26 protein-coding genes are annotated in these 25770 nt (G+C 68.9%); 12 read left to right on the forward strand and 14 right to left on the reverse strand.

Going from position 1 to position 25770, the window contains the following annotated elements; translation table 11 throughout:
- Nucleotides 1–45 precede the first annotated feature (45 nt).
- The 4 genes from ASF57_RS23530 to ASF57_RS23545 all read right to left on the reverse strand — a co-directional run bounded on the left by ASF57_RS23530 (nucleotide 46) and on the right by ASF57_RS23545 (nucleotide 4614).
- A complete protein-coding gene (locus tag ASF57_RS23530; protein WP_056185016.1) occupies nucleotides 46–1248 on the reverse strand; it encodes a pyridoxal phosphate-dependent aminotransferase in 1203 nt (400 codons plus the stop codon).
- Nucleotides 1249–1476: 228 nt separating this feature from the next.
- A complete protein-coding gene (gene cysN, locus ASF57_RS23535) occupies nucleotides 1477–2877 on the reverse strand; it encodes a sulfate adenylyltransferase subunit CysN (RefSeq protein WP_056185013.1) in 1401 nt (466 codons plus the stop codon).
- Nucleotide 2878: 1 nt separating this feature from the next.
- Nucleotides 2879–3820 carry a sulfate adenylyltransferase subunit CysD gene (gene cysD / locus ASF57_RS23540; protein ID WP_056185009.1) on the reverse strand — a complete coding sequence of 314 codons (942 nt, stop codon included), beginning with the start codon at nucleotides 3818–3820 and terminating at the stop codon, nucleotides 2879–2881.
- The gene (locus ASF57_RS23545) at nucleotides 3817–4614 is read right to left on the reverse strand and encodes a phosphoadenylyl-sulfate reductase (RefSeq protein ID WP_056488322.1); all 798 of its coding nucleotides are present in this window, start codon (nucleotides 4612–4614) and stop codon (nucleotides 3817–3819) included. Before ASF57_RS23545 ends, cysD begins: the two co-directional genes overlap by 4 nt.
- Nucleotides 4615–4839: 225 nt before the next feature.
- On the opposite strand from ASF57_RS23545, the gene ASF57_RS23550 reads away from it, so the two are divergent.
- The 5 genes from ASF57_RS23550 (at nucleotide 4840) to ASF57_RS23570 (ending at nucleotide 10425) form a co-directional block, all read left to right on the forward strand.
- On the forward strand, nucleotides 4840–5346 hold the full coding sequence (locus ASF57_RS23550) for an Lrp/AsnC family transcriptional regulator (RefSeq protein WP_056185002.1): 507 nt from the start codon (nucleotides 4840–4842) through the stop codon (nucleotides 5344–5346).
- A gap of 109 nt (nucleotides 5347–5455) precedes the next feature.
- Nucleotides 5456–7231 (forward strand): flavodoxin domain-containing protein, encoded by a 1776-nt coding sequence (locus tag ASF57_RS23555; protein WP_056185000.1) that lies wholly within the window; start codon nucleotides 5456–5458, stop codon nucleotides 7229–7231.
- Between the two features lie 179 nt (nucleotides 7232–7410).
- A complete protein-coding gene (locus ASF57_RS23560) occupies nucleotides 7411–9207 on the forward strand; it encodes an NADPH-dependent assimilatory sulfite reductase hemoprotein subunit (RefSeq protein WP_056488325.1) in 1797 nt (598 codons plus the stop codon).
- Nucleotides 9208–9422: 215 nt separating this feature from the next.
- The gene (locus tag ASF57_RS23565; RefSeq protein WP_056184995.1) at nucleotides 9423–9620 is read left to right on the forward strand and encodes a hypothetical protein; all 198 of its coding nucleotides are present in this window, start codon (nucleotides 9423–9425) and stop codon (nucleotides 9618–9620) included.
- A gap of 181 nt (nucleotides 9621–9801) precedes the next feature.
- Nucleotides 9802–10425 (forward strand): TetR/AcrR family transcriptional regulator, encoded by a 624-nt coding sequence (locus ASF57_RS23570; protein ID WP_244477092.1) that lies wholly within the window; start codon nucleotides 9802–9804, stop codon nucleotides 10423–10425.
- Between the two features lie 51 nt (nucleotides 10426–10476).
- On the opposite strand, the gene ASF57_RS23575 is transcribed toward ASF57_RS23570, so the two are convergent.
- The 3 genes from ASF57_RS23575 to ASF57_RS23585 are packed head-to-tail and all read right to left on the reverse strand — an operon-like array spanning nucleotide 10477 to nucleotide 12611.
- A complete protein-coding gene (locus tag ASF57_RS23575; RefSeq protein WP_056488328.1) occupies nucleotides 10477–11784 on the reverse strand; it encodes an arsenic transporter in 1308 nt (435 codons plus the stop codon).
- A gap of 34 nt (nucleotides 11785–11818) precedes the next feature.
- Complete coding sequence (gene arsC / locus ASF57_RS23580; RefSeq protein ID WP_056488330.1) at nucleotides 11819–12256, reverse strand: arsenate reductase (glutaredoxin); 438 nt, start codon at nucleotides 12254–12256, stop codon at nucleotides 11819–11821.
- Nucleotides 12249–12611, reverse strand: a complete 363-nt coding sequence (locus tag ASF57_RS23585) for a metalloregulator ArsR/SmtB family transcription factor (protein WP_056488333.1) — start codon at nucleotides 12609–12611, stop codon at nucleotides 12249–12251. Before ASF57_RS23585 ends, arsC begins: the two co-directional genes overlap by 8 nt.
- Before the next feature lie 47 nt (nucleotides 12612–12658).
- On the opposite strand from ASF57_RS23585, the gene arsH reads away from it, so the two are divergent.
- From arsH to ASF57_RS23600, 3 genes are all read left to right on the forward strand, one after another.
- Nucleotides 12659–13405 carry an arsenical resistance protein ArsH gene (arsH, locus tag ASF57_RS23590; protein ID WP_056488338.1) on the forward strand — a complete coding sequence of 249 codons (747 nt, stop codon included), beginning with the start codon at nucleotides 12659–12661 and terminating at the stop codon, nucleotides 13403–13405.
- Between the two features lie 141 nt (nucleotides 13406–13546).
- Nucleotides 13547–14608 carry a zinc ribbon domain-containing protein gene (locus ASF57_RS23595; RefSeq protein ID WP_056488341.1) on the forward strand — a complete coding sequence of 354 codons (1062 nt, stop codon included), beginning with the start codon at nucleotides 13547–13549 and terminating at the stop codon, nucleotides 14606–14608.
- Between the two features lie 219 nt (nucleotides 14609–14827).
- Nucleotides 14828–15880, forward strand: a complete 1053-nt coding sequence (locus tag ASF57_RS23600) for a helix-turn-helix domain-containing protein (protein WP_056488344.1) — start codon at nucleotides 14828–14830, stop codon at nucleotides 15878–15880.
- Nucleotides 15881–15892: 12 nt separating this feature from the next.
- Here ASF57_RS23600 and pyrF read toward each other — a convergent pair whose 3' ends face one another.
- The 4 genes from pyrF to ASF57_RS23620 all read right to left on the reverse strand — a co-directional run bounded on the left by pyrF (nucleotide 15893) and on the right by ASF57_RS23620 (nucleotide 20106).
- A complete protein-coding gene (gene pyrF / locus ASF57_RS23605; RefSeq protein ID WP_056488347.1) occupies nucleotides 15893–16588 on the reverse strand; it encodes an orotidine-5'-phosphate decarboxylase in 696 nt (231 codons plus the stop codon).
- Between the two features lie 48 nt (nucleotides 16589–16636).
- Nucleotides 16637–17311 carry a uracil-DNA glycosylase family protein gene (locus ASF57_RS23610; RefSeq protein ID WP_056488350.1) on the reverse strand — a complete coding sequence of 225 codons (675 nt, stop codon included), beginning with the start codon at nucleotides 17309–17311 and terminating at the stop codon, nucleotides 16637–16639.
- Nucleotides 17312–17377: 66 nt separating this feature from the next.
- Entirely contained in the window at nucleotides 17378–19585 is a 2208-nt protein-coding gene (locus tag ASF57_RS23615) for a xanthine dehydrogenase family protein molybdopterin-binding subunit (RefSeq protein ID WP_056488353.1), read from the reverse strand.
- A 65-nt stretch (nucleotides 19586–19650) separates the two neighbouring features.
- Entirely contained in the window at nucleotides 19651–20106 is a 456-nt protein-coding gene (locus ASF57_RS23620; protein WP_056184965.1) for a (2Fe-2S)-binding protein, read from the reverse strand.
- A gap of 292 nt (nucleotides 20107–20398) precedes the next feature.
- Between ASF57_RS23620 and ASF57_RS23625 the strand changes: the two genes are divergently transcribed.
- Nucleotides 20399–21934: a HAMP domain-containing sensor histidine kinase gene (locus ASF57_RS23625; protein ID WP_056488426.1), complete on the forward strand. Its 1536-nt coding sequence runs from the start codon at nucleotides 20399–20401 to the stop codon at nucleotides 21932–21934.
- 40 nt (nucleotides 21935–21974) lie between these two features.
- Here the strand turns inward: ASF57_RS23625 and cobT are convergent, their stop codons facing one another.
- Nucleotides 21975–23000: a nicotinate-nucleotide--dimethylbenzimidazole phosphoribosyltransferase gene (cobT, locus tag ASF57_RS23630; RefSeq protein WP_056488356.1), complete on the reverse strand. Its 1026-nt coding sequence runs from the start codon at nucleotides 22998–23000 to the stop codon at nucleotides 21975–21977.
- A 102-nt stretch (nucleotides 23001–23102) separates the two neighbouring features.
- Here cobT and cobS point away from each other — a divergent pair, with 102 nt between their 5' ends.
- The 3 genes from cobS to ASF57_RS23645 are packed head-to-tail and all read left to right on the forward strand — an operon-like array spanning nucleotide 23103 to nucleotide 24872.
- Nucleotides 23103–23921, forward strand: coding sequence for an adenosylcobinamide-GDP ribazoletransferase (cobS, locus tag ASF57_RS23635; protein ID WP_056184960.1), 819 nt, complete (start codon nucleotides 23103–23105; stop codon nucleotides 23919–23921).
- 49 nt (nucleotides 23922–23970) lie between these two features.
- On the forward strand, nucleotides 23971–24186 hold the full coding sequence (locus ASF57_RS23640; RefSeq protein WP_056488360.1) for a DUF1289 domain-containing protein: 216 nt from the start codon (nucleotides 23971–23973) through the stop codon (nucleotides 24184–24186).
- Nucleotides 24183–24872 (forward strand): TIGR02281 family clan AA aspartic protease, encoded by a 690-nt coding sequence (locus ASF57_RS23645; protein WP_056488362.1) that lies wholly within the window; start codon nucleotides 24183–24185, stop codon nucleotides 24870–24872. The genes ASF57_RS23640 and ASF57_RS23645 overlap by 4 nt, the downstream gene beginning before the upstream one ends.
- A gap of 74 nt (nucleotides 24873–24946) precedes the next feature.
- Here the strand turns inward: ASF57_RS23645 and ASF57_RS27135 are convergent, their stop codons facing one another.
- On the reverse strand, nucleotides 24947–25150 hold the full coding sequence (locus ASF57_RS27135; protein ID WP_244477093.1) for a hypothetical protein: 204 nt from the start codon (nucleotides 25148–25150) through the stop codon (nucleotides 24947–24949).
- Nucleotides 25105–25770: autotransporter outer membrane beta-barrel domain-containing protein (locus tag ASF57_RS23655; protein ID WP_244477094.1), on the reverse strand; the 666-nt coding region annotated here is incomplete at its 5' end. The genes ASF57_RS23655 and ASF57_RS27135, both read right to left, overlap by 46 nt.

Consider the following 25770-nt stretch of genomic DNA (forward strand, 5'->3'; position numbering starts at 1 on the left):
GTCATCATTCGGGATGCAAGGCGTACGCCGGTCCAGCCGATGCCGTCAGGTGAGCGAGCCGCAGAAGCGCTGGATGCGGGTGCAGGCTTCCTCGAGCGCCGCGTTCGAGGTGGCGTAGGAGATGCGCAGGTTGGGGCCGAGGCCGAAGGCGGAGCCATGGACGGCGGCGACGCCCTCGGCCTGAAGTAGCTCGACCACAAAATCCTCGTCGGTCGCGATGGTCTTGCCGGACGGAGTTTTGCGCCCGATGGTCTCGGCGCAGGACGGATAGACGTAGAACGCGCCCTCGGGCGTCGGGCACTTCAGGCCCTTGGTCTGGTTCAGCATCGACACCACGAGGTCGCGGCGGGTGTGGAAGGCCTTGCGGAACTCGCCGAGATGCGCCTGCGTGCCCTCCAGGGCCGCCACCGCCGCCCACTGGGAGATCGACGACGCGCCCGAGGTCTGCTGACCCTGCACGAAATCCATCGCCTTGATCAGGTGCTCCGGCCCGGCGGCGTAGCCGATGCGCCAGCCCGTCATGGCGTAGGCCTTGGAGACGCCGTTCATGGTCAGCGTGCGGTCGTAAAGGCCGGGCTCGATCTGCGCCGGGGTGACGAATTCGAAATCGCCGTAGGTCAGGTGCTCATACATGTCGTCGGTGAGCACCCACACCTGGGGGTGACGCATCAGCACGTCGGTGATCTTCTTCAGCTCGTCGCGGGCATAGGCTGCCCCGGAGGGGTTCGACGGCGAGTTGAGGATGATCCACTTGGTCTTCGGGGTGATCACCCGCTCCAGCTCCTCTGGCTGAAGCTTGAAATCATGCGCCATGTCGGTCTCGGCGAAGACCGGCGTCCCGCCGCAGAGCACCACCATCTCGGGGTAGGACACCCAGTAGGGACGCGGGATGACGACCTCGTCACCGGGGTTCAGGGTCGCGAGCAGCGCGTTGTAGATGACGTGCTTGCCGCCGGTGCCGACGATGGTCTGCGACGGCTTGTAGTCGAGCCCGTTCTCGCGCTTGAACTTCTTGGCGATGGCCTCGCGCAGCGGCACGATGCCGGAGACCGGGGGATACTTGGTCTCGCCCCGCCGGATCGCCTCGACGGCCGCATCCTTGATGTGCTGGGGCGTATCGAAATCAGGCTCTCCGACCGAGAGGCTGATCACGTCCATCCCCTGCGCTTTCAGCTCACGGGCCTTCTGCGTCATCGCGATGGTCGCGGACGGCTTCACGCGGGACAAGGCGTCGGCCAGAAAGCCCATGGGTGGTCACTCCCGTACATTTTACGAAGGTCGGATCGAGCGGCGCGGACCCTAGTCGCGCCGCCGCGCACGGGCAAGGGAGACCTGCCGTTGCTGCGGCGTTCCCTCCTGCAACCCAGCGAAGGCTTAAGACGAACCAAAAAACCGCCGCGACTCCGGGAGAGCCGCGGCGGTGAGGCCGTCGATGGGGGGCTGCTGCTCCGCGCCGGCGGGCCGGGTCCGGACTCGTCAGATCCCGCCGAAGACCCAGCGCAGCTTCGACAGGAAGCCACCGCCAGAGCGCTTCTCGCGGATTTCGGCCGGCTCGTCCTTCACCGGGGTCGCGGTCGCGTCGGCCTGGATCAGCCCGAGAGCGGCGGTATCGGTGGTCTCGCGATCGATCAGGATGAAGCCGCCGGTGTCGCGGTTTGCCGTGTAGGCATCCACCGCCACCGCCCGGTCGAGGGTCAGGGTCACGTCGGCGATGTCGTTGGCGGTCAGGCGCGCGGCCGGCTCCGCCTTGCCCGTCTCGGGGTCGATGCGGGTGCGGATCGTGGTGACGACGGCGTTCACCGTCACGGTGCCGATCTTCGCCAGCAGCGTGGCGCCGGGCAGCAACTCGGTCTCGGCGGCCCAGAACAGGCGGGCGTCGAGGCTGTCGGTGACGCGCATCGGCGCATCGGCCGTGACGATCACCGATCCGCGCGAGGCGTCGATCTCGTCGGCGAGCACCAGGGTGACGGACTGGCCCTCCACCGCATGCGGCAGGTCGCCATCGGCGGTGACGATGCGGGCGATGGTCGAGGTCCGGCCCGAGGGCTCCACGATCACGGCGTCGCCAGGCGCCACGCGCCCGCTGGCGATCAGGCCGGCGAACCCGCGGAAATCCGAGTTCGGGCGGTTCACCCACTGCACCGCCATGCGGAAGGGCGCGGCCTGCTCCTCGATGCGCACCGGCACCTCTTCGAGGTATTGCAGCAGCGGTGTGCCGGTGTACCAGGGCGCGGCGGCACCCGGCAGCACGACGTTGTCGCCGTTCTTGGCCGAGAGCGGGATCGCCCGGATCTCGGTGAAGCCGAGCGGCGCCGCAAAGTCCTGAAACGCCGCCAGAAGCTCCTCGAAGCGGGTCTCGGACCAGCCGACGAGGTCCATCTTGTTCACCGCGAGCGCGACCCGCCGGATGCCCAGCAGCGACACCAGCAGCGCATGGCGCCGGGTCTGCCGGGTCAGACCCTGGCGGGCATCCACCAGGATCACGGCCACATCCGCCGTCGAGGCGCCGGTCGCCATGTTGCGGGTGTACTGTTCGTGGCCGGGGGTGTCGGCCACGATGAAGGAGCGCTTGTCGGTGGAGAAGAAGCGGTAGGCGACATCGATGGTGATGCCCTGCTCGCGCTCGGCCTGGAGACCGTCGACCAGAAGGGCCAGATCGATCTCCGCGCCCTGCGTGCCGTGCTTGCGCGAATCGCGCTGGAGCGCCGTCACCTGGTCGTCGAAGATCTGCTTGGTGTCGTGCAGGAGGCGGCCGATCAGCGTCGACTTGCCGTCATCGACGGAGCCGCAGGTGATGAAGCGCAGGACTTCCTTGTTCTGGTGCGCGGTCAGGAAGTCGTCGTAGCCGAAAGCCTGGGGTGCCTGATGGATCGTCATCTTAGAAATAGCCCTCCTGCTTCTTGCGCTCCATGGCGCCGGCTCCGTCCTTGTCGATCACGCGGCCCTGGCGCTCCGAGGTGCGGGCGGCCAGGGTCTCGCCGATGATCTCCGGCAGCGTCGCGGCGTCGCTCTCGACGGCCCCGGTCAGCGGGTAGTCGCCGAGGGTGCGGAAACGGACCGACACCTCCTTCGGCGTCTCGCCGGGCTCGAGCGGCAGGCGCTCGTCGTCGACCATGATGAGCTGGCCGTCGCGCTCCACCACCGGTCGGGGCTTGGCGAAGTACAGCGGCACGATCGGGATCTGCTCCTGCTCGATGTAGAGCCAGACGTCGAGTTCGGTCCAATTGGAGAGCGGGAACACCCGCAGCGACTCGCCGCGCTTCTTCTTCATATTGTAGAGGTGCCAGGGTTCGGCGCGCTGGCGCTTGGGGTCCCAGCGATGCTGGGCCGTGCGCAGGCTGACGATGCGCTCCTTGGCGCGGGACGCCTCCTCGTCGCGGCGCGCCCCGCCGAAGGCCGCATCGAACTTGTGCTTGTCGAGGGCCTGACGCAGCGCCTGCGTCTTCATCACGTCGGTATGGACTTCCGAACCGTGGCTGACCGGGCCGATGCCGCGGGCCAGGCCATCCTGATTGGTGTGGACGAGGAGGTCCAGGCCGAGTTCCTGGGCGCGCCGATCACGGAACGCGATCATCTCCTTGAACTTCCACGTGGTGTCGATGTGCATCAGGGGGAACGGCAGGCGGCCGGGCGCGAAAGCCTTCAGCGCCAGATGCAGCAGCACCGACGAATCCTTGCCGATGGAATAAAGCATCACCGGATTCTCGGTCTCGGCGACCGTCTCCCGCATGATGTGGATGCTCTCGGCCTCCAGGCGCTGCAGGTGCGTCAGCCGCGCGGACCGGCTCGCCGCCTGGGTGGTGAGGGGTGCGGCGCTCATCGGGCCATCTCCAGAGGTTTGGTGTGAAGGGTGGTTTCGAAGGCGGCCGCCTCCTGGCCGGGTGCGACGTTTTCTTCGGGCGCGTGGACATGCAGGCCGCACTCCTTCTTGGAGGCCTGCTCCCACCACCAGCGGCCGGCGCGCTCGTCCTCTCCGACCCGGATCGCGCGGGTGCAAGGGGCGCAGCCGATCGACGGGAAGCCGCGATCATGCAGCACGTTGTAGGGCACGTAGTTTTCCGAGACGAAGCGCTCGACGTCGGCACGGGTCCAGTCGGCGAGCGGATTGATCTTGATCAGGCCCCGCCCTTCATCCGCCTCGGCTAGGGGCGTCTCGGCCCGGTTCGCCGACTGTCCGGCGCGAAGGCCGGTGAGCCAGCCGGCGGCTCCCGCCAGCGCTCGGCCCAGGGGCTCGACCTTGCGGAAGCCGCAGCAGGCCTGCCGCGCGGCGACCGAATGGCGGAACCCGTTGATACCGGACTCGGCCACGAAGCGCTCCTCGTCCTCGCGCTCGGGCGCATAGGCGCGGATGCGGATGCCGTAGGCCGATTCGGTCTCGGTCCAGGTGTCGTAGGTCTCAGGGTAGAGCCGTCCGGTGTCGAGGGTGACGATCTCGGTCCGGCCCTTGTGCATCGCCACCGCGTGGGTGAGCGCCTGATCCTCGATCCCGAGGCTCGTGGTGAAGACCAGACGGCCCGGTACCGTCGACTCGATGAGTGCGATCCGGCCCTTGAGGTCGAGTCCCGCCAGGGCGGAGGCGAGGTCGCGCGCCGTGTTTTCCAGTTGAGAGGTCATCAGAGACTTTGCGATGCTGGCTTGTCTGAAGTGTGAAATGTTCGCTATAACGAACGCTGTCAAGGCATGGCGGCTATCTCCAGGGGGCAAACCCCACCGGCGATGCTCCTTGCGGCAACGGGCTCGGACGTATTCTGTTGCCCAACGAAGAAACTTCCTTCTCCATCGGACAGCGTTGCGTGCCGTCCCGCACGCCAACGCCGCTCACGAACCCGCGAGGCCAGCTTGGATTCGATCGATCTGAAGATCCTGGCGCTGCTCCAGCACGACGCCACCCTGTCCATCGCCACCATCGGCGAAAAGGTCGGCCTGTCGCAGACGCCGTGCTGGAAGCGCATCCAGCGCCTCGAGGCGGATGGCGTCATCGACCGGCGCGTGGCCGTACTCGATCCGGTGAAGCTCGGCCTCGGGCTGACTGTGTTCGTCTCCATCGAGACGGCGGATCACTCGCGCGAATGGCTCGAACGCTTCGCCGAGACCGTCTCGGCGATGCCCGAGGTGTTGGAATTCTACCGCATGGCAGGGGACGTGGATTACATGCTCCGCGTCGTCGTCGCCGATATGCGCGCCTACGATACGTTCTATAAGCATCTCATCGCGACTCTGCCGCTCAAGAACGTGACCTCCCGTTTCGCGATGGAGAAGGTCAAATCCACCACCGCGCTGCCCCTCCCGGCCCCGCCTGCCAACGGTCGCTTCACCCCGACCCTGTCGGTGGTGGCCGGAGAATAGAATTCTCTTTTGCCCTGCTCGCGCAGGCAGCTCCTTCTACCGTGACGTCGTTCTGTAAAACGGACAACCCCGTTGACAGCCGGCCTCTCAGGACGACATGGCTTTCCTTATGGCACGACACGCGATCCTTCCCCGCACGGCTCCCTTCGGCGACACCGAACGCGCGAGCCTCGACGCCGTCCTCGGCGCCGCCACCCCGATACAGCGCGCCTGGCTGGCTGGCTTTCTGGCCGGCCTCGACGCCGGCGGAGCGCCGCAGGCCGCTGCCGTCCCGGCCGCGCCGCCAAAGGCGGCCGAGCCCCTGACCATCCTGTTCGCCAGTGAATCCGGAAATTCCGAGACGCTCGCCAACAACATGGCCAAGCTCGCCCGCAAGAACGGCTTCAAGCCGAAGGTGGTCGATTTCGCCGATCTCGAGATCGCCAGCCTCGCCAAGGAGAAGCGCATCGTCGCCATCGCGGCGACCTGGGGCGAGGGCGAGCCGCCGGCCCGCGCGACGCGCGCCTACAACGAGCTGATGGGCGACGGCGCCCCGCGGCTGGACGGCGTCTCGTTCGGCGTGCTCTCGCTGGGCGACACCTCCTATGCCGAGTTCTGCGCCATCGGAAAGGCGCTCGACGCCCGCTTCGAAGCCCTGGGCGGCATCCGCGCCCACGAGCGTGCCGACCTCGACCTCGATTTCGAGACGCCGGCAGCGGCCTGGATCAAGGACACCCTGAAGGCACTCACCCCCCCGCCGAGCGCCGACAACGTGGTAGCCGTCGATTTCGCCGCGCGGGTCGCGGGCGACGAGGACGACGACGTCGAGCCGAGCCGCGAGCCCAAGGTGGTCGAGGTCGTCGACCATGTGAACCTGAACTCCTCGCGCTCCGACAAGGAGACCATCCACCTCGCCCTCGAATTCGAAGACGGAGCCCCCGCCTACGAGCCGGGTGATTCGCTGGAGATCTATCCGGAGAACGACCCGGCCCTGGTCGACGAGATCCTCGCCGCCACCGGCCTGTCCGGCGACGCGGCGCTGCGCCAGGCCCTGCTGGCGGAGCGGGACATCACCACCCTGTCGGCGACGACCGTGGAGCGCTTCGTCAAGGCCACCGGCCATGCCGAGGCGCAGAAGCTCATCGATAGCGGCGAGGCCAAGGCGTGGATCGAGGGGCGCCACCTCATCGATCTCATCCAGAGCTTCCCGGCCACGCTCACGGCCGAGCACCTCGGCACCATCACCCGGCCGCTGCCGCCGCGGGCCTATTCCATCGCCTCATCACGGAAGGAGGTGGGCGACGAGGTCCACCTCGTGATCGCGGCGGTGCGCTACGAGACCCATGGCCGGGCGCGCTCGGGTGTGGCCTCGACCCATGTGGCCGACCGCATCCGCAACGGTGCCAAGCTGCGGGTGAAGCTGAAGCCGAACCGGCACTTCCGCCTGCCGCAGGACCCCGCCACCGACATCATCATGGTGGGCCCGGGCACTGGCGTCGCCCCGTTCCGCGCCTTCGTGCAGGAGCGCCGGGCCGTCGCGGCCCCGGGCCGTTCCTGGCTGTTCTTCGGCGACCGGCACTTCACCCACGACTTCCTGTACCAGCTCGAATGGCAGGAGGCCCTGGAGGACACGTCGCTGACGCAGATCGACGTGGCCTTCTCGCGCGACCAGCCGGAGAAGATCTACGTGCAGGACCGCATCGCCCAGCACGCGAAGGAGGTCGTCGCCTGGCTCGACGGCGGCGCCAGCTTCTACGTCTGCGGCGACGCCACCCGGATGGCCAAGGACGTCCGCAACGCCGTGGTGAAGGCCTTCCAGGACGTGAAGGCGCTCAGCCCCGCCGACGCGGAAGCGGCGGTGGCCGCCCTGGAGAAGGCGCACCGCTACCAGCAGGACGTTTACTAGGACACGAGCATGACCCTCCCCCTCCGCGGGGAGGGTGCCTGCGGAGCAGGCGGGAGAGGGGCAACCTCTCCGGATAGGGCGCTCCCCTCACCCGACCCGCTTCGCGGGCCACCCTCTCCCGCAGAGGAGAGAGGGAAGAGCCCGCACCGCTCAACATCGAAAAGACCGGAAAGCCCGCCATGGCCGACAAGACCACCACCCGCACCTACGAGACCCCGCCCACCGACCGCCCGATCTCGGACGCGGAAGCGGCGCGCGCGGCCGGTCTGGCCGCCAACGAACACATCAAGATCGCCAGCGGCTACCTGCGCGGGACCCTCGCGGACGGCCTGCTGAAGCACGCCACCGGCGCCATCTCGGAGGATGACGGGCAGCTCGTGAAGTTCCACGGGATGTACCTGCAGGACGACCGCGACATCCGGGCCGAGCGCACCAAGAAGAAGCTCGAGAAGGCCTACAGCTTCATGATCCGCCTGCGCATCGCCGGCGGCGTCGTCACCCCGAAGCAGTGGCTGGCCTTGGACGAGATCGCCACGACCTACGCGGGCGGGGCGCTGCGCGCGACCACGCGCCAGACCTTCCAGTATCACGGCGTCATCAAGTCGAACCTGAAGCGCACGATGGCGGCCATCGACGCGACGCTCCTCGACACCATCGCGGCCTGCGGCGACGTCAACCGCAACGTCATGGCGGCGACCAACCCGGCCCAGACCGGCGCCCACAAGGCCGCCTACCTGCTCGCCAAGGACATCTCCGACTCGCTCCTGCCCAAGACCAGCGCCTGGCGCGAGATCTGGCTCGATGGCGAGCGCGTGGTCGGCGGCGAGGAGGTGGCCGAGGTCGAACCGGTCTACGGCAAGACCTACCTGCCGCGGAAGTTCAAGACCGTGGTAGCGGTGCCCCCGTCCAACGAGGTGGACATCTTCGCCCACGATCTCGGCTTCATCGCCATCCTGGACGAGACGGGCAAAGTCACCGGCTGGAACGTCACGGTGGGCGGCGGTATGGGCATGACCCATGGCGAGACCGACACCTTCCCGCGCACCGCCGACGTGATGTGCTTCGTCGAACCGGCGGACGCCCTGAAGGTCGCCGAGGCCGTGATGACGGTGCAGCGCGACTGGGGCAACCGCAAGGTCCGCAAGAACGCCCGCCTGAAATACACCATCGAGCGTTACGGCCTCGCAGCCTTCCGGGCCGAGGTCGAGACGCGCATCGGCAAGCCGCTCGCCGATCCGAAGCCTTTCGCGTTCACCGGCAACGGCGACCGCTACGGCTGGACCGAGGGCGACGACGGGCGCCATCACCTGACGCTCTACGTCGCCTCGGGCCGGATCAAGGATTACGACAACGGTCCGCAGTTGCTCACCGGCCTGCGCCGGATCGCCGAGATCCATCAGGGCGATTTCCGCCTCACCGGCAACCAGAACGTCATCATCGCCAACGTGCCGGCCGAGAAGCGGGCCGAGATCGAGGCGCTGGTGGACCAGTACGGCATGCTGAAGGGCGCGAGCGCGCTGCGCCGCAACTCCATGGCCTGCGTCGCCCTGCCGACCTGCGGCCTGGCGCTCGCCGAGAGCGAGCGTTACCTGCCGAGCCTGATGGACGAGTTGGAGGCGAGCCTTGCCTCCCACGGGCTTCAGGACGACGAGATCACCATCCGGATGACCGGCTGCCCCAATGGCTGCGCCCGGCCGTTCATCGCCGAGATCGGCCTCGTCGGCCGCGGCCCCGAGCGCTACCACCTCTATCTCGGGGCGGCCTTCGACGGTTCGCGCCTGGGCAAGCTCTTCGCGGAGGACGTCACCGCCTCGGAGATCAAGACGATCCTGGACCCGCTCTTCGCGGCCTATGCTAGGCACAAGCAGGCTGGCGAGCGCTTCGGCGACTACCTCATCCGTGACGGCTACGTGACCCGGACGATCAACGGACCCGACTTCCACGACCACACCGGCGCCCTCAAGAGCGCGGCCTGAACCGGCCTCATCGGTCCGGAGGGTCGAGGCCCTCCGGACGGCTCTCTGCTCCCAGAGAGGGAGGGCCCGCAAGCAGGAAATCGTTGCGATGCAGCATCGGGCCAACGTGCTGCGGCATCCCGCAAGACTAAAGACTCGCCGCGAACTTCGTTAACCCACCGCGCAACCGTTCCGGCCCATCCCCGTTGTCCGTCGAGACAGCCGGGGAGGCCCCAATGGCCAAGCATGAAATTTTGAGCTTCTTCGAACATCGTCGCGATGGCGCCTGGATCTGCGTCAAGCCCTTCACGCTGACGACGAAGGAGAGCCGCGTCGACATTCAGCAGGGTATGCGGTTCGATTACGGCAAGCGCGTCGGCGGCGTCGATCTGGCCGAATACTTGGAGCAATTGGGTTCCCAGTTCGGCTCCTAAGCATCGAAACCTTCGCCACGGCCCGTCGCATCCTCGTACGCATGGGCCGGGCGTTGCCTGGGCCTGACTCGCCTCAGGGTTCCCGTCGCTGTACCCGGCGCCATCCATTCGGGACCGTCACGACGCGTCGGGAGATTTGTGATTTTTTGACGTTGCGGTCGCAACGGCCTAGTTTACCCGGATGATGCGTTCCGCGGTCATCGACCGCACGATCCCCGAAGAGGCTGCCCCCACCACCCGCTGCCGGATCCTGGCGACGGCCGAAGAGGCGTTCCGCGTCGTCGGCTATCAAAAGACCACCGTCGCCGACATCGCCAAGACGCTGCGGATGAGCCCAGCCAACGTGTACCGCTTCTTCGACTCGAAGAAGGCGATCCACGAAGCCGTCATCAAGCGGCTGATGGACGACACCGAGCTCAGAGTCACCGAGGTCGTGGAGACGCCCGGCCTGAGTGCCGGGGATCGCATCGCCCGCACGATTACGGTCATGCATACGGCTTGCGTCGAACGCTGCGAGGCCAACCCGCGCCTGCACGAGATGGTCGAAGCGGCGATCACCGAGAGTTGGAACGTGTGCCGGGCGCATGTCGATCAGATCGGCTCGCTGTTCGAGCGCCTGGTCCGCGAGGGCGCCGAAGCGGGTGAGTTCGTGGTGGCCGATCCCGCCCTCGCCGCGGCCTGCATCCACACGGCGATCATCCGTTACTGTCATCCCGCACTCGTCAGCCACTACCCGGATGCCGGAGCCCCGCCCTTGGCGGCCATGATCGAGTTCCTGATCGGAAGCCTGCGGCCTCGCACCTGAGGGTCGTTCGTCCGGACATCCCGGGGTCGAAACAGGCTGCGCCGGTCCACCTTACGGGACGATCGGCTGCGTCCCGAGCAGCGGCAGCCAGGCTGCGAGCGCCAGAAGCGTCACCGCCAGTACGGGCGGGGTGATGACGAGCCCGACCCGCATGTACTGCCCCCACGTGATGGTCTGGCCTTTCGACGCCAGGACATGCAGCCAGAGCAGGGTCGCCAGACTGCCGATGGGCGTAAGTTTCGGCCCGAGATCGCAGCCGATCAGGTTGGCGTAGATCATCAGCTCCCGGGTCAGCGGTGTCAGGGCCGGGGCCTGCTGGATCGACAGCGCGCCGACCAGCACGCTCGGCATGTTGTTCATCACCGAGGACAGGATCGCGGCGGCAAACCCGGTGCCAAGCGTCGCGACCCAGGGGCCATGCCCGGCCAGCCACACGAGGCCCTTGGCCAGCGCGTCGGTCAGGCCGGCATTCCGCAGGCCATAGACCACGAGGTACATGCCGAGGCTGAACAGCACGATCTGCCAGGGCGCACCGGTGAGCACCTTGCGAATGGGAATGACCCGGCTGCGCAGCGCCAGACCGAGCAGCACCGCAGCGCCCGCACAGGTGACGACGGAGACCGGGACGCCGAGCGGTGCGGTGATGAAATAGGCGAGCAGGAGCAGGCCAAGCAGCGGAAAGGCGGCCTTGAACACGACCGGATCATGGATCGCGTCCCGAGGCGGTTCCAGTTCATCGACCGGGTACGTCGCTGGCAGGTCGCGCCGGTAATAGGCCCACAGCACCACCAAGGTGGCGGCCAGCGACACCAGGTTCACCGGGACCATCACGGCAGCGTAGCGGCCGAAGGTCACGTCGAAGAAGTTCGCCGAGACGATGTTGACGAGGTTCGAGATCACCAGCGGCAGGCTGGTGCTGTCCGCCACGAACCCGCAGGCGACGATGAAGGCCAGCGCCGCCGCCGGCTTGAAGTTCAGCCGGAGCAGGATGGCCAGCACGATCGGCGTCAGGAGCAGGGCCGCGCCATCGTTGGCGAACACCGCCGCGATGGCGGCACCGAGCAGAATGACCAGCGGGAACAGCAGCCGGCCCCGGCCGCCGCCCCAGCGGGCGATGTGCAGCGCCGCCCAGTGGAAGAAGCCGGCCTCGTCCAGCAGCAGCGAGATGATGATGAGTGCCACGAAGGTGAACGTGGCATCCCAGACGATCTGCCAGACCACCGGAATATCACCCGGCTGGATCACCCCCGTGGCGAGGGCGACCGCGGCACCGATCAGGGCGCTCCATCCGATCCCGAAGCCCCTGGGCTGCCAGATGACGAACACGAGGGTGACGAGGAAAATCGCAAGCGCGAGCATCGGCGAGGTTTCTTGTTGTGGTTGCAGGTGAGGCTCAGGCCGTCGCGATGCGCCGGCCGTGCTCGTCCACTACCCGCTCGCCGTCTTCCTTGACGAATTCGCCCTGCTGGACCGGCAGGAGATGCAGCACGGCCTCGGACGGTCGGCACAGGGCGACGCCGCGCGGCGTGATCACCAGCGGGCGGTTGAGCAGGATCGGATGCGCCTCGACGGCATCCAGCAACTGCGCATCGGTCAGCGCCAAGTCGCCCAGGTTTAATTCCGCGTAGGGCGTGCCCGTCTCGCGCAGGACATCACGTACCGACAGGCCGGCACGGGAGAGCAGTTGCACCAGGAGCGCTCGGGCGGGCGGCGTCTTCAGGTACTCGATCACGTGCGGTTCGATGCTGGCGTTGCGGATCATCGCCAGGGTATTGCGGGACGTGCCGCAATCCGGGTTGTGGTAGATCACGACATCGAACGGGTTAGGCATCGTCGGCCTCTCCAGGTTGGCAGGGACAGGCGGCCAGCGCTCCGGTGATCTGGCCGCAGACTTCGGGGCGATCCTGGCAGCAATCGCGCATGAGGAATTCGATCAGCCCCGAGAGGCCCGGATAGGCAGCGCTGTAGAGGATCGATCGCCCGTCCCGCCTGGCCTGGATCAGGCCGGCATGGAGAAGCTCCTTCACGTGAAAGGACAGGTTGGTGCCCGAAACTCCGACCGCCCCGGCGAGCGCCCCCGCCGACAGACCGGCCGGACCCGCGATGACCAACGCCCGCACGATGCGCAGGCGATGTTCCTGACCCAGAGCCGCGAAGGCCGCGAGGGCTTGCCGTTCCTCGATCATTCACACAATATCTCAACGATCATTGAAATGTAGAGGAGAGTCGTACCGTGGACAAGCCCGAACAGCCGTTCGCCGATGGTTTGCCGAACGTGAGCCCTGCGCATTTCGCGGTGCCGGTCCCGGCCGATCTTGCGGTGGCTCGGCCGTTCGCGCACGCCCCTCGGTTCCTGATCCTCTACGGCTCGCTGCGTCCGCGCTCGTTCAGCCGGTTCCTGGCCTACGAGGCGGCCCGGCTTCTGGAAGCGATGGGCGGTGAGGTGCGCCTCTACCATGCGCACGGGCTCCCCCTTCCCGACGATGGCACCGCCGATCACCCGAAGGTGCAGGAACTGCGGCAGCTCTCGATCTGGTCCGAAGGCCACGTCTGGGTGACGCCCGAGCGGCACGGCAGCATGACCGGCGTCATGAAGAGCCAGATCGACTGGCTTCCCTTGAGCGAGGGCAGCGTGCGACCGACGCAGGGGCGCACCCTGGCGGTGATGCAGGTCTCAGGGGGGTCGCAATCGTTCAACGCGGTCAACAACCTGCGAATCCTCGGGCGCTGGATGCGGATGATCACCATCCCCAACCAATCGTCGGTGCCGATGGCCTACACGGCGTTCGACGACGACGGCCGCATGAAGCCGGGGCCGCTCTACGAGCGGGTGGTCGATGTGTGCGAAGAGTTGATGAAGTTCACGCTCCTGACCCGAGAGCGCGCCGATTACCTGGTGGACCGCTACAGCGAGCGGAAGGACCGGGAGCCGGAGCGCCTGAGGGCAGTGGCGGCGGATGTCGGCTTCGGGAAGCGCTAGGGCCACGCCCCGGTAAACCCGATCGGTTGCACGGGCAGGCCCGGGCTCGATCCGGATGGTCCCGGACCTCGACCTTGGATTAAGAGACCGGGGGCCGAGCCGCGCGGGACGCGGGCGCCTCGCGCCGAACAAGGGACTGACATGGCATCCGGTCGCAGGCTTTCCGAACGCTGGTTCACGCTGTTCCTTTGGCTGGTCGCGCTCCTTTTCGCCTGGTTCCTGATCGGCCTCGGCTCCCTGGTGGTCGGCAACATGCCCCAGGTCGAGCATCGCTACACCCTGCAGCAGTTCCTCGACACCGAGGACGCGCGGCCGGCAGACGAGGCCCTGAAGCAGATCCGCCGCGAGCAGGCCGACACCCTGCGGCAGGACGAGCAGGACCAGCTCGCGCTGGAAGCCGCCCGCTCCGCCTCTCTCTCCGCACAGGAGACCTTCACCAACTGGCTCAAGACCCGCGATGCGACCCAGCGCGTCGACCAGGATCCCGGCCTCGTCGCCCGCACGCAGCAGCTCGATGCCCTGAAGGCGGCGGAGCGCGCCATCGAGGAGCGCCTGGAAGCCCGGGCCAGCGCGCGACTGACCCTGTCCGACCGGGAGGAAGCCCAGGAGAAGGTCGTCGGCGACCTGCGCGATGCGGCCCAGGCCCGGCTCGATGCCGCCGAGCGCGAGCAGGAGCTGCGCGTGTTCGGCTACCGGCTCGCCGTGACGCTGCCCCTGCTGATCCTCGCCGGATGGCTGCTGCTGAAGCGCCGGCGCACCCGCAACTGGCCCTTCGTCTGGGGCTTCGCGCTCGCGGCGATCTTCGGGTTCTTCGTCGAACTGGTGCCCTACCTGCCGAGCTATGGCGGCTATGTGCAGTACGGGGTCGGGGTGGTGCTCACCCTCGTGGCGGGCCGCGCCGCGATCACAGCGCTCCACGCCTACAACGAGCGCCAGAAGGCCGCCGAGCTGCGGCCGAATGCCGAGCGCCGGACCGAGATCGCCACCGATCAGGCTCTGCTGCGCCTCGCCAAGAAGGCCTGCCCCGGATGCGAGCGGCCGATCGACCTCGCCAACCCAGAGGCGAATTTCTGTCCGCATTGCGGGATCGGCGTGTTCGAGCGCTGCCCCGCCTGCAGCCATCGCAAGAGCACCTTCGAGCGCTTCTGCTCGGCCTGCGGGACGCCGGCCGCCGAACCCGCCGGCGCGCCGGTCGGCGCCTGACGAGCGCACTTGCGGACGCGGCGCCCTCGGCGACAGTTGGGGACGGCCGGCGGAGGACGTCAAACAGGCTCTGAGCGCCACCTTTCCGAGCCTCGACCGAAAGGCGATTTCGACAACTCCCGGATACGGCGCTAAGCAGTCTTGAATGAGCCGCTGATTCTGGTCCAGGTCATTGATTTTGCAACATGCTGTGTTGCCCACTCCCGCCGTGACCCCCGCATGAGTTCGCTTGGCGACCTAAACAGCGTGACCGCGATACCGACCTTCAGGATCGATGGTTCCGCCCTTGGGGCGGATGTGGCGCTGAAGCAGTTCCAGGTCGCCGTCGAAGACGTGTTTTCGGTTGAGCTGACAGGCGACGACGACCCCGTCGTCGTGGATCTGCTGAGCTGGCACCTCGGAAAAATGATGCTCGGCGTGTTTCGTGGCCCGCCCCTGATCTTCAGGCGATCGGCGGCGCTCGTGGCGACCAGCGGGCTCGACCACATTCTCATTCAACTTTATCTCGAGGGCGGTTTCGTTGGCGCTACGGGCACGCGTTCGATCCGCGTCGCGGCGGGAGACATCTGCGTCTTCGATCTGAGCGACACGCTTGAGACCCGCAGTAGCTGTTTCGCCAACGTCAGCCTCCTGTTTCCACGCGACGAGTTTCGGCCCTTCCTGCAGGATTTCGGTCGATTGCATGGGGTCGTTCTCGCCGCCGGCGATCCGCTGACGGACCTCCTCGGGGAATACCTCCTGTCTCTGACCAGACGCGCCGCGCTGTTGAGCGTGCGCCAAGCCATGCTCGCGGCGGGGGCGACCGTCGCGCTGGCGGGTGCGGTTCTGGCGGGCCAGCCAGCGGACCATGATCGTCGAATCGCTTGTGGTCAGCCCTCGGATTTACGCCGGATAGGCCACTACGTGGATGCCCATATCGCGGATCCCGACTTGAACGCGGCCCAGATCGCCAGCCACCTGGGCATCTCCCGCTCAGCTTTGTACCGGGCCTGCGAGTCTGCGGGCGGCGTAGCCAATCTGATTCGGCGCCGGAGGCTGACGGGCGCGGCGTTACAATTGGCGGATCCGATCAAACGCGAGCGGATCAGCGAGGTCGCCTGTCAGTGGGGCTTCGCCAGCGCCGCGGCCTTCGCGCGTGCGTTCCGAGAGGCGTTCGGCATTTCCCCGCGAAATGCGCGTGAGCGCGGAAACGCGCTGGTCGCAGCCCATACGGACGGCTTGGTTGACGCTCAGGGTTTCGCCAACTGGATGCGGTTGTTGCGCACGACCTGACAGCTTTAGGGTCTAGCGCATCTCGGCGACGATGGCCTCCGCCACCGCGCGCGGGTCCGCCGCCTGGGTGATGGGGCGGCCGACCACTACGTGGTCGATGCCGATGCGGCGCGCCTCTCCGGGCGTCATCACGCGCTTCTGGTCGCCGGCCTCGGCCCCCGCCGGCCGGATGCCCGGGGTGACGATGGCGCGGTCCGGCCCGATCCGCGTCCGCACCGCCGGCGCCTCGGCGGCGCTGCAGACGATGCCGTCGATGCCGATCTCGGCCGCCTGCGCGGCGCGGCGGGCGACGAGGTCGGCCACCGACAGGGCATAGCCCGCCTCCGCCGCATCGGCATCGTCGTAGGATGTCAGGACCGTGACGGCGAGAATCCGGGGGCCGCTCGCGCCCCGGCCCCGGATCGCCGCCCGCATGGTCTGCGGATAGGCGTGAACGGTAAGGAAGGTGGCGCCGAGGTCGGTGAGGGCGCGCACCCCCTCCTCCACGGTGTTGCCGATGTCGTGGAGCTTCAGGTCGAGGAACACCTTGCGGCCGCTGGCGGCGAGGCGCGGCACCAGGGCGAGACCGCCCGCATAGGCGAGCCGGTAGCCGATCTTGTAGAAGGTCGCCGCATCGCCGATCCGGTCGACGAGGCGCTCGGCCTCGTCCACGCTTGCCACGTCGAGGGCGACGATCAGGCGGTCGCGCGGGTCCAGCAGGGCGGTCATGGGTCTCTCCGGTTTCGCAGCGAGCGATCCCGCGCGCCGGCCCTCGTGTCAACGGGGCGCCATCGCGCGCGCCACTTCCGCCTTCAGGACGGGCAGCAGCTCCGTTTCGAACCACGGATTGGCCTTGAGCCAGCCGCTGTTGCGCCAGGACGGATGGGGCAGCGGTAGCACCCGCGGCGTACCCGGGCTTCCCAGAACCTCGCGCCAGCGCCGGACGGTGTCGGTGAGGCCGGCCTTCGATCGGCCGAGATGCCAGGCTTGCGCGTATTGGCCGATCACCAGGATCAATTCGAGCTTCGGCAGCCCGGCGAATAGCTCGGTCCGCCAGCGGTGCGCGCATTCGCGTCGCGGCGGCTTGTCCCCGCCCTTGGCGTCGTAGCCCGGAAAGCATGCGCCCATGGGCACGATGGCGAGGCGCCGCGCATCGTAGAACGCCGCCTCGTCGAGGCCGAGCCAATCGCGCAGGCGGGTGCCCGACGGGTCCATGAACGGGATGCCGCTCTGGTCCGCGCGGTTGCCCGGCGCCTGACTCGCGACGCAGAGCCGGGCCGAGGCGAGCCCCTGCACGATGGGACGCGGCTCCTGCGGCAGGGGAGCGCCGTAGAGGGGAGCGTCACGGCAGATCCGGCAGGCCCGCAGGCGCGCCACCGTGACGTCGAAGGCGGTTTCGGCGGGGGCGATCTCGGGGGCGGCGATCTCGGCGCAATCGGTTTCGGGAAGCATGATGCCCACCGAGATAGGCGGCCCCTCCCCCGGCGGCGAGGGGCCGTGTCGTCGCTCCGGCTCGGATCAGGCGCCCTTGAGGCCGCTGAGGTCGAGAGGCAGCGAGCGTAGGCGCTGGCCGGTGGCGGCGAAGATCGCGTTCGAGATCGCCGGGGCGATCACCGGTACGCCGGGCTCGCCGATGCCGGTGGGCGCGGCTGTCGAGGGCACGATATGGACCTCGACCACCGGCATCTCGCTCATGCGGGTCGGCTCGTAGGCGTCGTAGTTCTTCTCCTGCACCACACCGTCCTTGAGCGTGATCCTGTTGCGCAGGACCGACGACAGGGCGAAGCCGACTGCGCCCTCGACCTGGGCGCGGATCACGTCCGGGTTGACCGCGACGCCCACATCGACCGCCGCCACGATCCGGTTGACCTTCACCTTGGCATCCTCCGCCGTGACATCGGCCACCATGGCGACGTAGGAGCCGAAGGATTCGTGCGCCGCGACGCCGAGGCCGCGGTTCTTGTCGGTCGTCTTCTTCGGGTCCCAGCCGGCCTTCTCGGCTGCCAGCTTCAGGGTGGCGGAGAGGCGCGGGGCGCCACCCAGCAACCCGAGGCGGTAAGCCACCGGATCGGCTCCGGCCGCGTGAGCGAGCTCGTCGATGAACACCTCCATCGCCTGGGCAGTGTGGGTGTGACCGACCGAGCGCCACCACAGAACCGGCACGCCCTCGCGGGCGTTGTGGACCTCGAAGCGGTAGGCCGGCAGCGCATAGGGCGTATCGGAGGCGCCCTCGACGGTGGTCGCGTCGATGCCGTCCTTGACGATCATGGTCTCGAAGGCGGTGCCGATCATGATCGACTTGCCGATGGTCCGGTGCTCCCAGCCGGTGATCCCGCCCTTGGCGTCGAGGCCGGCGCGCAGGCGATGAACCACCATCGGCCGGTAGAAGCCGCCGGCCATGTCGTCCTCGCGGGTCCAGACCAGATGGACCGGCGCCTTGCCGCCCGTCGCCCGGACGATCGAAGCCGTTTCGGCGAAGTAGTCGGCGCTCGGCGTCGCGCGCCGGCCGAACGAACCGCCGGCCCACTGGGTGTGCAGCCGAACCTTGTCGGTGGTCACTCCGAGATTGGCCGCCACCACGGCCTGCTCGATGGTCTGGAGCTGGCAACCGGCGAAAACGTCGTAGGTGCCGTCCGAGGCTTTCTCGATGGTGGCGTTGAGGGGCTCGAGCGCCGCATGGGCGAGATACGGGAAGGTGAACTCGGCCTCCAGCACCTTGGCCGAGCCCGCGATGGCGCCGGCGGCATCGCCCTTCTGCGAGGCGACGAGGCCCGGCGTGTCGAGGCGCTTGCGGTGATCGGCCAGGATCGCGTCGGAGGAGCGGGTCTCGGCGGCGCTGTCGTCCCAGGTGAGCTTGAGGGCGTCGCGGCCCTTCATCGCCGACCAGGTATCCTTGGCGAGCACGGCGACGCCGGTGGGAATCGTCACCACGTCGACCACGCCCGCCACCGCACGGGCAGCCGTGTCGTCGACGGTCTTCACGGTGCCGCCGAAGCGCGGCGAATGGGCGACCACCGCCGTGAGCTGGCCGGGGCGACGGATGTCGAGGGAATAGATTGCCGTGCCGTCGGTCTTGGCCGTCGAATCGAGGCGCGCCACCTTCTTGCCGATGAGGGTGAACTGGCTCGCCTCCTTGAGGCGGGGCTCCTTCGGCACCGGCTGGGCGGCGGCGGCTTCCGCCAGTTCGCCGAAGCGGGCCTGCCGGTTCGAAGCGGCGTGGCGCACGGTGCCGGACGCGACCGTGATCTCCGAGGCCGGGACCTTCCAGCGCTCGGCCGCCGCGGCCACCAGCATGGCCCGGGCGGCCGCACCCGCCTTGCGGAGCTGGACCCAGGAATTGGCGATGGCGGTGGAGCCGCCGGTGCCCTGGACCGGGCCGAAGGCGAAGTTGTTGTAGAGCGTGGCATCGGCCGGCGCGAAGGTGGTGCGGATGGTGGCCCAATCCGCGTCGAGCTCGTCCGCCAGGATGGTGGCGAGGCCGGTGGTGTTGCCCTGGCCCATGTCGAGGTGCTTGATCACCACCGTCACGGTGTCGTCGGCGGCGATGCGCACGAAGGCGTTGGGTTGGGCCGGCAGGCCCGACAGGTCGGGACCAGCGGCGGCCTTGGCGAACTTCGCCGGATCGAGGGTGAAGCCGATGACGAGGGCACCGGCGGCCACGGCGCCCCCGCCAAGGAATGCGCGGCGGGAGGGCACGGGCGGCGTGGCCTGACGGACCTTCAGCATGGGGGGCTCCAGTTCAGACGCGGGATCGAGAGAGAATCGGACGGATCGAAGGCTCGAACCCCCGCTCAGGCGAGGGTGCGGGCCGCTTCGTGAATGGCCGCGCGGATGCGCTGGTAGGTGCCGCAGCGGCAGACGTTGCCGTCCATGGCGCCGTCGATGTCGGCATCCGTCGGCTTCGCGTTCTCGGACAGGAGGCCGATCGCCGACATGATCTGGCCGGACTGGCAATAGCCGCACTGGACCACGTCGAGGCCGCGCCAGGCGGTGCGTACCGCCTCAGCGACCTTGCCGGAGACACCCTCGATCGTGGTGATCTTCGCCTCGCCGATATCGCCGATGCGGGTCTGACAGGCGCGAACCGGTTGTCCGTCGAGATGGACCGTACAGGCGCCGCATTGCGCGATGCCACAACCGTACTTCGTGCCGGTCTGATTCAGATGATCGCGCAAAGCCCAGAGGAGCGGCATGTCGGGATCGGCATCAACCTGATGGGCGACCCCGTTGACGGTGAGTTTCAGCATCCCGACCTCCCGATGCACAGTTTGGAATGAGGCTAATCCTTGCCGCGGCGTAACCATGTGCGCCAGCACACGATCGCGAAGTCGATCCTGTGCGGCTCGATCCTGGATCAAGGTCCTGAGGGGCCGCCGACGTCCCCCCGAACAACAGTGGACGGCCGGAAAATTCCGACAATTCGGCCGGTTCCGGCAGGCCCTTCTTAACACATGCCCAGCAGTCTCGGACGTCGCGTATCCCGGCCTCTCGGCGGTCCCGACATCGACCGCGATGCCTCCCCGAATCCTCAAGACGGTGATGACCGACCTGACTGCGGAAATGATTCAGCGTGGCCGCGGGCCCTCTGCACAGGAGGTGGCCCGTCGTCGCGAAGTCGCGCGCGATATGCGCTCGGCCCGGGAGAAGCTCACCTCGACGAGTGGGTTGGAACGCGCCTTCGATTACGAACTGATCCGGGTCTATGCGCAGTACCGTTCGGGAGCGGTGATCCCGTTGGCGCTGCTGGGCCTCCTGGTCGCCGGCGTCGCGTCGATCTGGGTGCAGCCGATCGTGGCGGGAGCCTGGGGCCTGTGCCTTCTGGCGACGGTGGCGCTCTCCAAGCTGCTGACGCGCCGCTTTCTGGCGCAGGACCCGGCCACGGTCTCCGTGCGGCGCTGGCGCCGGGCGTTCATGACGGCGGAATTCCTGCAGAGCACCGCCTGGGCGATGATGGTCCTGGTCGGCGCCCTTGGCGCGCGCACCTTCGTGCTGTTCGGCCTCGTCATCGTGGCCGCCAAAGCGACCATGCTGGCCGCGACCCTGCCGGCCGCCGCCTGTGCGGCGCTGGTGCCGCTCTGCATCGCCGCGCTGTCGCTCCTGGCGGTGTCGCAGGACATGAACACCATGCTGCTGGTGACCATGGTGGTCGTCGCGCAGCTGTTCTTCCTGGGGCTCGGACGCCGCGTCTACGCCTCGACGGTCGAGGCTCTGCAATCGCACGCCGAAAAAGACTCGATTTTCGGCGAGCTGGAACAGGCCAAGGCCAATTCCGACGAGGCCCGGCGCCGCGCAGAGGAGGCCAATCTGGCCAAATCACGCTTCCTCGCCACCATGAGCCACGAGTTGCGCACGCCGCTCAACGCCATCCTGGGCTTCTCGGAGGTGATGAAGAACGAGGTGTTCGGCGCTCATGTGGCGGCCTCGTACAAGGAATACGCCTCCGACATTCACGACAGCGGGCTGCACCTCCTCAACCTCATCAACGAGATCCTCGACCTCTCGCGCATCGAGGCCGGACGCTACGAACTCAACGAGGAAGCGGTCCAGCTCGGCCATGCGGTCGAGGAGTGCCGCCACATGATGGGCCTGCGCGCGCGCGGCAAGCACCAGATGATCCAGGAGTTCATCGATGATAGCCTGCCCCGGCTCTGGGCCGACGAGCGGGCGTTGCGCCAGATCGTGCTGAACCTCCTGTCGAACGCGGTAAAATTCACGCCCCCGGGCGGCGAGATCACCATCAAGGTCGGCTGGACCTCGTCGGGCGGCCAGTATGTCAGCGTCAAGGACAGCGGGCCGGGCATCCCCGAGGACGAGATCGGCACCGTGATGTCGTCGTTCGGACGCGGATCGCTGGCGATCAAGACGGCCGAACAGGGCTCGGGCCTCGGTCTGCCCATCGTGAAGGGCCTGATCGACCTGCACGGCGGCAACTTTCAGCTCAAGTCGAAGCCGCGCGAGGGCACCGAGGTCATCGTGATCTTCCCGGCGAGCCGGGTGATGGAGACCCTGCCGGCCCTGGAAGTGCCCGGCGAATCCCCGGCGGCTCCCGCCGAGAAGCGGGCCCGTGCCGCCTGAAGGCGGTGCCGTTCAGAGCCGGCGCCGCCCTGGAAGCGGCTCAGCCAGCGCTACGCTCCGACACCCCGGCCTGGGCGAACGTCTCCATGTCGCGGTGGCAGGCGAGCGCGCCCTTGAGGAGACCGAGGGCAAGGGCCGCGCCAGAGGCCTCGCCGAGGCGCATGCCGAGCGCCAGCAGCGGCACGAGGCCGAGGCGCTCGAGCACGTCCGCATGGGCGCCCTCGGCCGAGACGTGGCCGGCGAGGCAATGGTCGAGGAGCGACGGGTCGAGGGCGTGCAGGATGGCGGCGGCGGCGGTCGCCACGTAGCCGTCGAGGATGACCGGCACCCGCTGCAGGCGTGCGGCCAGGATCGCCCCCGCGATGGCAGCGATCTCGCGGCCTCCGAGGCGGGCCAGGATCTCCAGCGGATCGTCGAGATGGCCGGCATGATGGGCGAGGGCGGCCTCCACCGCCGCGACCTTGCGGGCGAGCCCGGCCGCGTCGACGCCGGTACCGCGCCCGACCCAATGCGCCGCCTCGCCGCCATAGAGGGCCGCGTAGATCGCCGCCGCCACGGTGGTGTTGCCGATGCCCATCTCGCCGAGCGCGAGGCAATCGGTGCCGGCGGCCACCGCCTCCATGCCGAACGCCATGGTGGCGACGCAGGCTTTCTCGTCGAAGGCGGCCTGCGTGGTGATGTCCCCGGTGGGCATGTCGATGGCGAGGTCGAACACCTTGAAGCCGAGGCCGTAGGCGGCGCAGATCTGGTTGATCGCCGCACCGCCGGCGGCGAAATTGTCGAGCATCTGGCGGTTCACCGCGTCCGGAAAGGCCGAGACGCCCCGGGCGGTGACGCCGTGGCTGCCGGCGAAGACGCAGACCAGCGGGCGATCGAGGGTCGGCTGGCCCTTGGCCTGCCAGGCAGCCAGCCAGGACACGAGGTGCTCCAGGCGTCCGAGGGCGCCGGCCGGCTTCGTCAGGGTGGCGTCGCGCTCGGCCACCATCGCCACCGCGTCCCGATCCGGCCCCGGCAGGGTCTCGACGAGGCGGCGGATATCGCTGAACGGGGTGGTGGCGTCGGTCATGAGGCAATTCCGGTGGCCGGCCCCGGCGCCAGGATGGCGGGCCGCCCGTTGCGGCAGCTATAACGGGCGCGACGCGGGTGGTGAAGGCAAGGCAGGATCGCGATGAACGAGGAGGCCGAACCCGCTTTTCCGGGGGCCCGCCTGGCCTACGACCTCGCCGGGTGCCTGCGCTTCTATTCCCGCCTGCCGGTGCCGCGGCTGCCCGGCGAGGGCGACCCGCACGCGGTGCCGGATTTCCGCTCCCTGCCCCGGATGCTGCCGCTCGCCGGCCTGATCCTCGGCCTGCCCGGTGCCGGGGTTCTGCTCGGGGCCTGGGGGCTCGGCCTCGGGCCGTTCCTGGCGGCAAGTCTGGCGGTGACGGCGGGCGTCCTCGTGACGGGCGCGCTGCACGAGGATGGGCTGGCGGATGTCGCCGACGGCTTCGGCGGCGGAGCGAACCCGGCCCGCCGCCTGGAGATCATGCGCGACAGCCGCATCGGCGCCTATGGGGGCGTCGCCCTGATGCTGTCGCTCGCCCTGCGCATCGGCGCATTGGCGACGCTCCTCGATCGGGTCGGGTCTCTGGCCGCTCTCGCCCTGGTGCTGGCCGCCGCCCTGTCGCGCAGCGCCGCCTTGGCGCCCCTGGCGCTCCTGGCGCCGGCCCGGCCGGGGGGCGCCGGCGCCTCCGTCGGCCGTCCGAGCCGGGAAACCCTGGCCACCGCGACGGCCCTCGCGCTCGCGCTCACGCTGGCGGCTCTCGCCCTCGGGCTGCCGCCCTGGGGCGGCGGCCTGATGATCGGCCTCGGCCTCGCCGCCGCCCTGGGCGTCACCGCCCTGGCGCAGCGCCAGATCGGCGGCCAGACCGGGGATGTGGTCGGGGCTGCCCAGCAGGCGGCGGAGATCGCGGCGCTGCTCGGGCTGCTGGCGGCGATCCCCGCCTGACGGCGGCCGGGCTTGATCGCGTCGCCCCGGCCCGTCATGGACAGGGGCGATGACCCAGACCCGTCCCAAACCCTCCAGTCCCTGCACCAAGCTCTGCCTTCTCGATGCCGCGACCGGCCTGTGCGAGGGCTGTGGCCGCACGCGCGACGAGATCGCCCTGTGGGGCTCCCTCTCCGAGACGCAGCGGCGGGCCGTGATGGCCACCCTGGAGGCGCGGCTGCGCGACTCCTTCCCGGCGCGTGTCCCCTCCCCGGCCGCCTCATGATGGCCCTCGGCCTGATTCTCCTGGGCGGTGCCCTCGCGGTCCTGCTGTTCTCGGACGACACCCAGCGCATCGTCGGCATGGAGCCCGACCAGTTCGCCCAATTGGCCATGAGCGCCGGGCTCCTTGCCGTGGTGGCGGCCGGCTTCTGGCACCAGTTCCGGGGCCGCATGGGCGCCAACCTCACGGCCCTCCTGATCTGGGGCGCCCTCGGCGCGGCACTGGTGGCCGGCTACGCCTATCGCGACGAGGCCCGGGTCATCGGCGACCGGATGCTCGGGGCGGTACGGCCCGGCAGCGCCGTCACGGGCCCGAACGGCACCGTGACGATCACCCGGCGCTCGGACGGCAATTTTCACGTCCGGGCCGAGGTGAACGGTCAGCCTCAGGGATTCCAGTTCGACACCGGGGCGAGTTCCGTCGTCCTCACCGCCGAGAGTGCGGCCGCCCTCGGCCTCCGGCCGGCGGAATCGGAGTTCAGCGTCCGGGTCTCGACGGCCAACGGCGTCACGGTCGCGGCGCCGGCCTTCCTCGACAGCCTCCGGGTCGGCGCCATCGTCGAGCGCCGCGTCCCGGCCCTGATCAGCCGCCCGGGCGCCGTGCGCGAAAATCTCCTGGGCATGAGTTTCCTCGACCGGCTGGCCTCGTTCGAGGTCCGGGGCGACCGGTTGGTGCTGCGCGGCCGCTGACGTTTTCGCGGAACGAGGACGCCGCCCGGCCGAGCGGGCGGCGTCCTGTTTCTCAGACCTGGTTCGGTCGCCTGTCAGAACCGGTAGGTGAAGTTGCCCTTGACGGCGTGGTCCTGGGCGCGTTCGCCGACCTGGCCGGTATAGGCCACGCCCAGGGTGGTGGCGCGGCCCAGCCGCACGTCGAGGCCGGCCTGCGCCACCAGGGCGTCGCGGCCGATCGGCGTGCCCGCCGTCAGGAAGCCCGGACCGGCGCCGAAGCTGAGGAGCGCCTTCGGCACCACCTCGCCGTAGGCCCGGCGGTAGCCCACCAGCCCGGGCACCCAGAAGGCGATGGGCGAGGCTCGCCGTAGGCCCGGCGGTAGCCCACCAGCCCGTGCAGGGACACCGGCGCCCCGGCGCCCAGATCCAGGCTGGTCTGGCCGCGCACGCCCACCGTCGAGGTCGCCACCTCGGTGGTCTGGGCTGCGCCGCTCAGGGCCGCGAGCCCGCCCGTCTCGGCGAAGCGGTCGCGCCCGATCGACACGTAGGCGCCGCCCACGAAGGGCTCGAGGGAGGTCGGCTGGAGCGCGGGCGCCGGGGCCGCCGCCATCACGATCCGGTAGCCGATCTCGCCGAAGCCCTGCACGGCGGAGCCGCCGTAGCGGGCCGTGTCGCTGTCGGAGAAGCCCGCGAAGGTGACGCTCCGGCGCAGGCGGCTCGCCTGGTCGGCATAGACCGCGCCGAGGCGCAGGGCGAAGGGCCCGCGCTCGAAGCCGCCATAGACGCCGCCGAAGCCGCTCTGGATCGTGCCGGAGGACAGACGCCCGGCGCTGTCGAGGCTGGTGACGGTGTAGCCGCCGGTGAACCCGAGGCGGAAGCCGGTCTCGAGGCGGACATCGGCGCCGAGCACGAAGCCGGA

The organism is Methylobacterium sp. Leaf117, assembly GCF_001422985.1.
Taxonomy (GTDB): domain Bacteria; phylum Pseudomonadota; class Alphaproteobacteria; order Rhizobiales; family Beijerinckiaceae; genus Methylobacterium.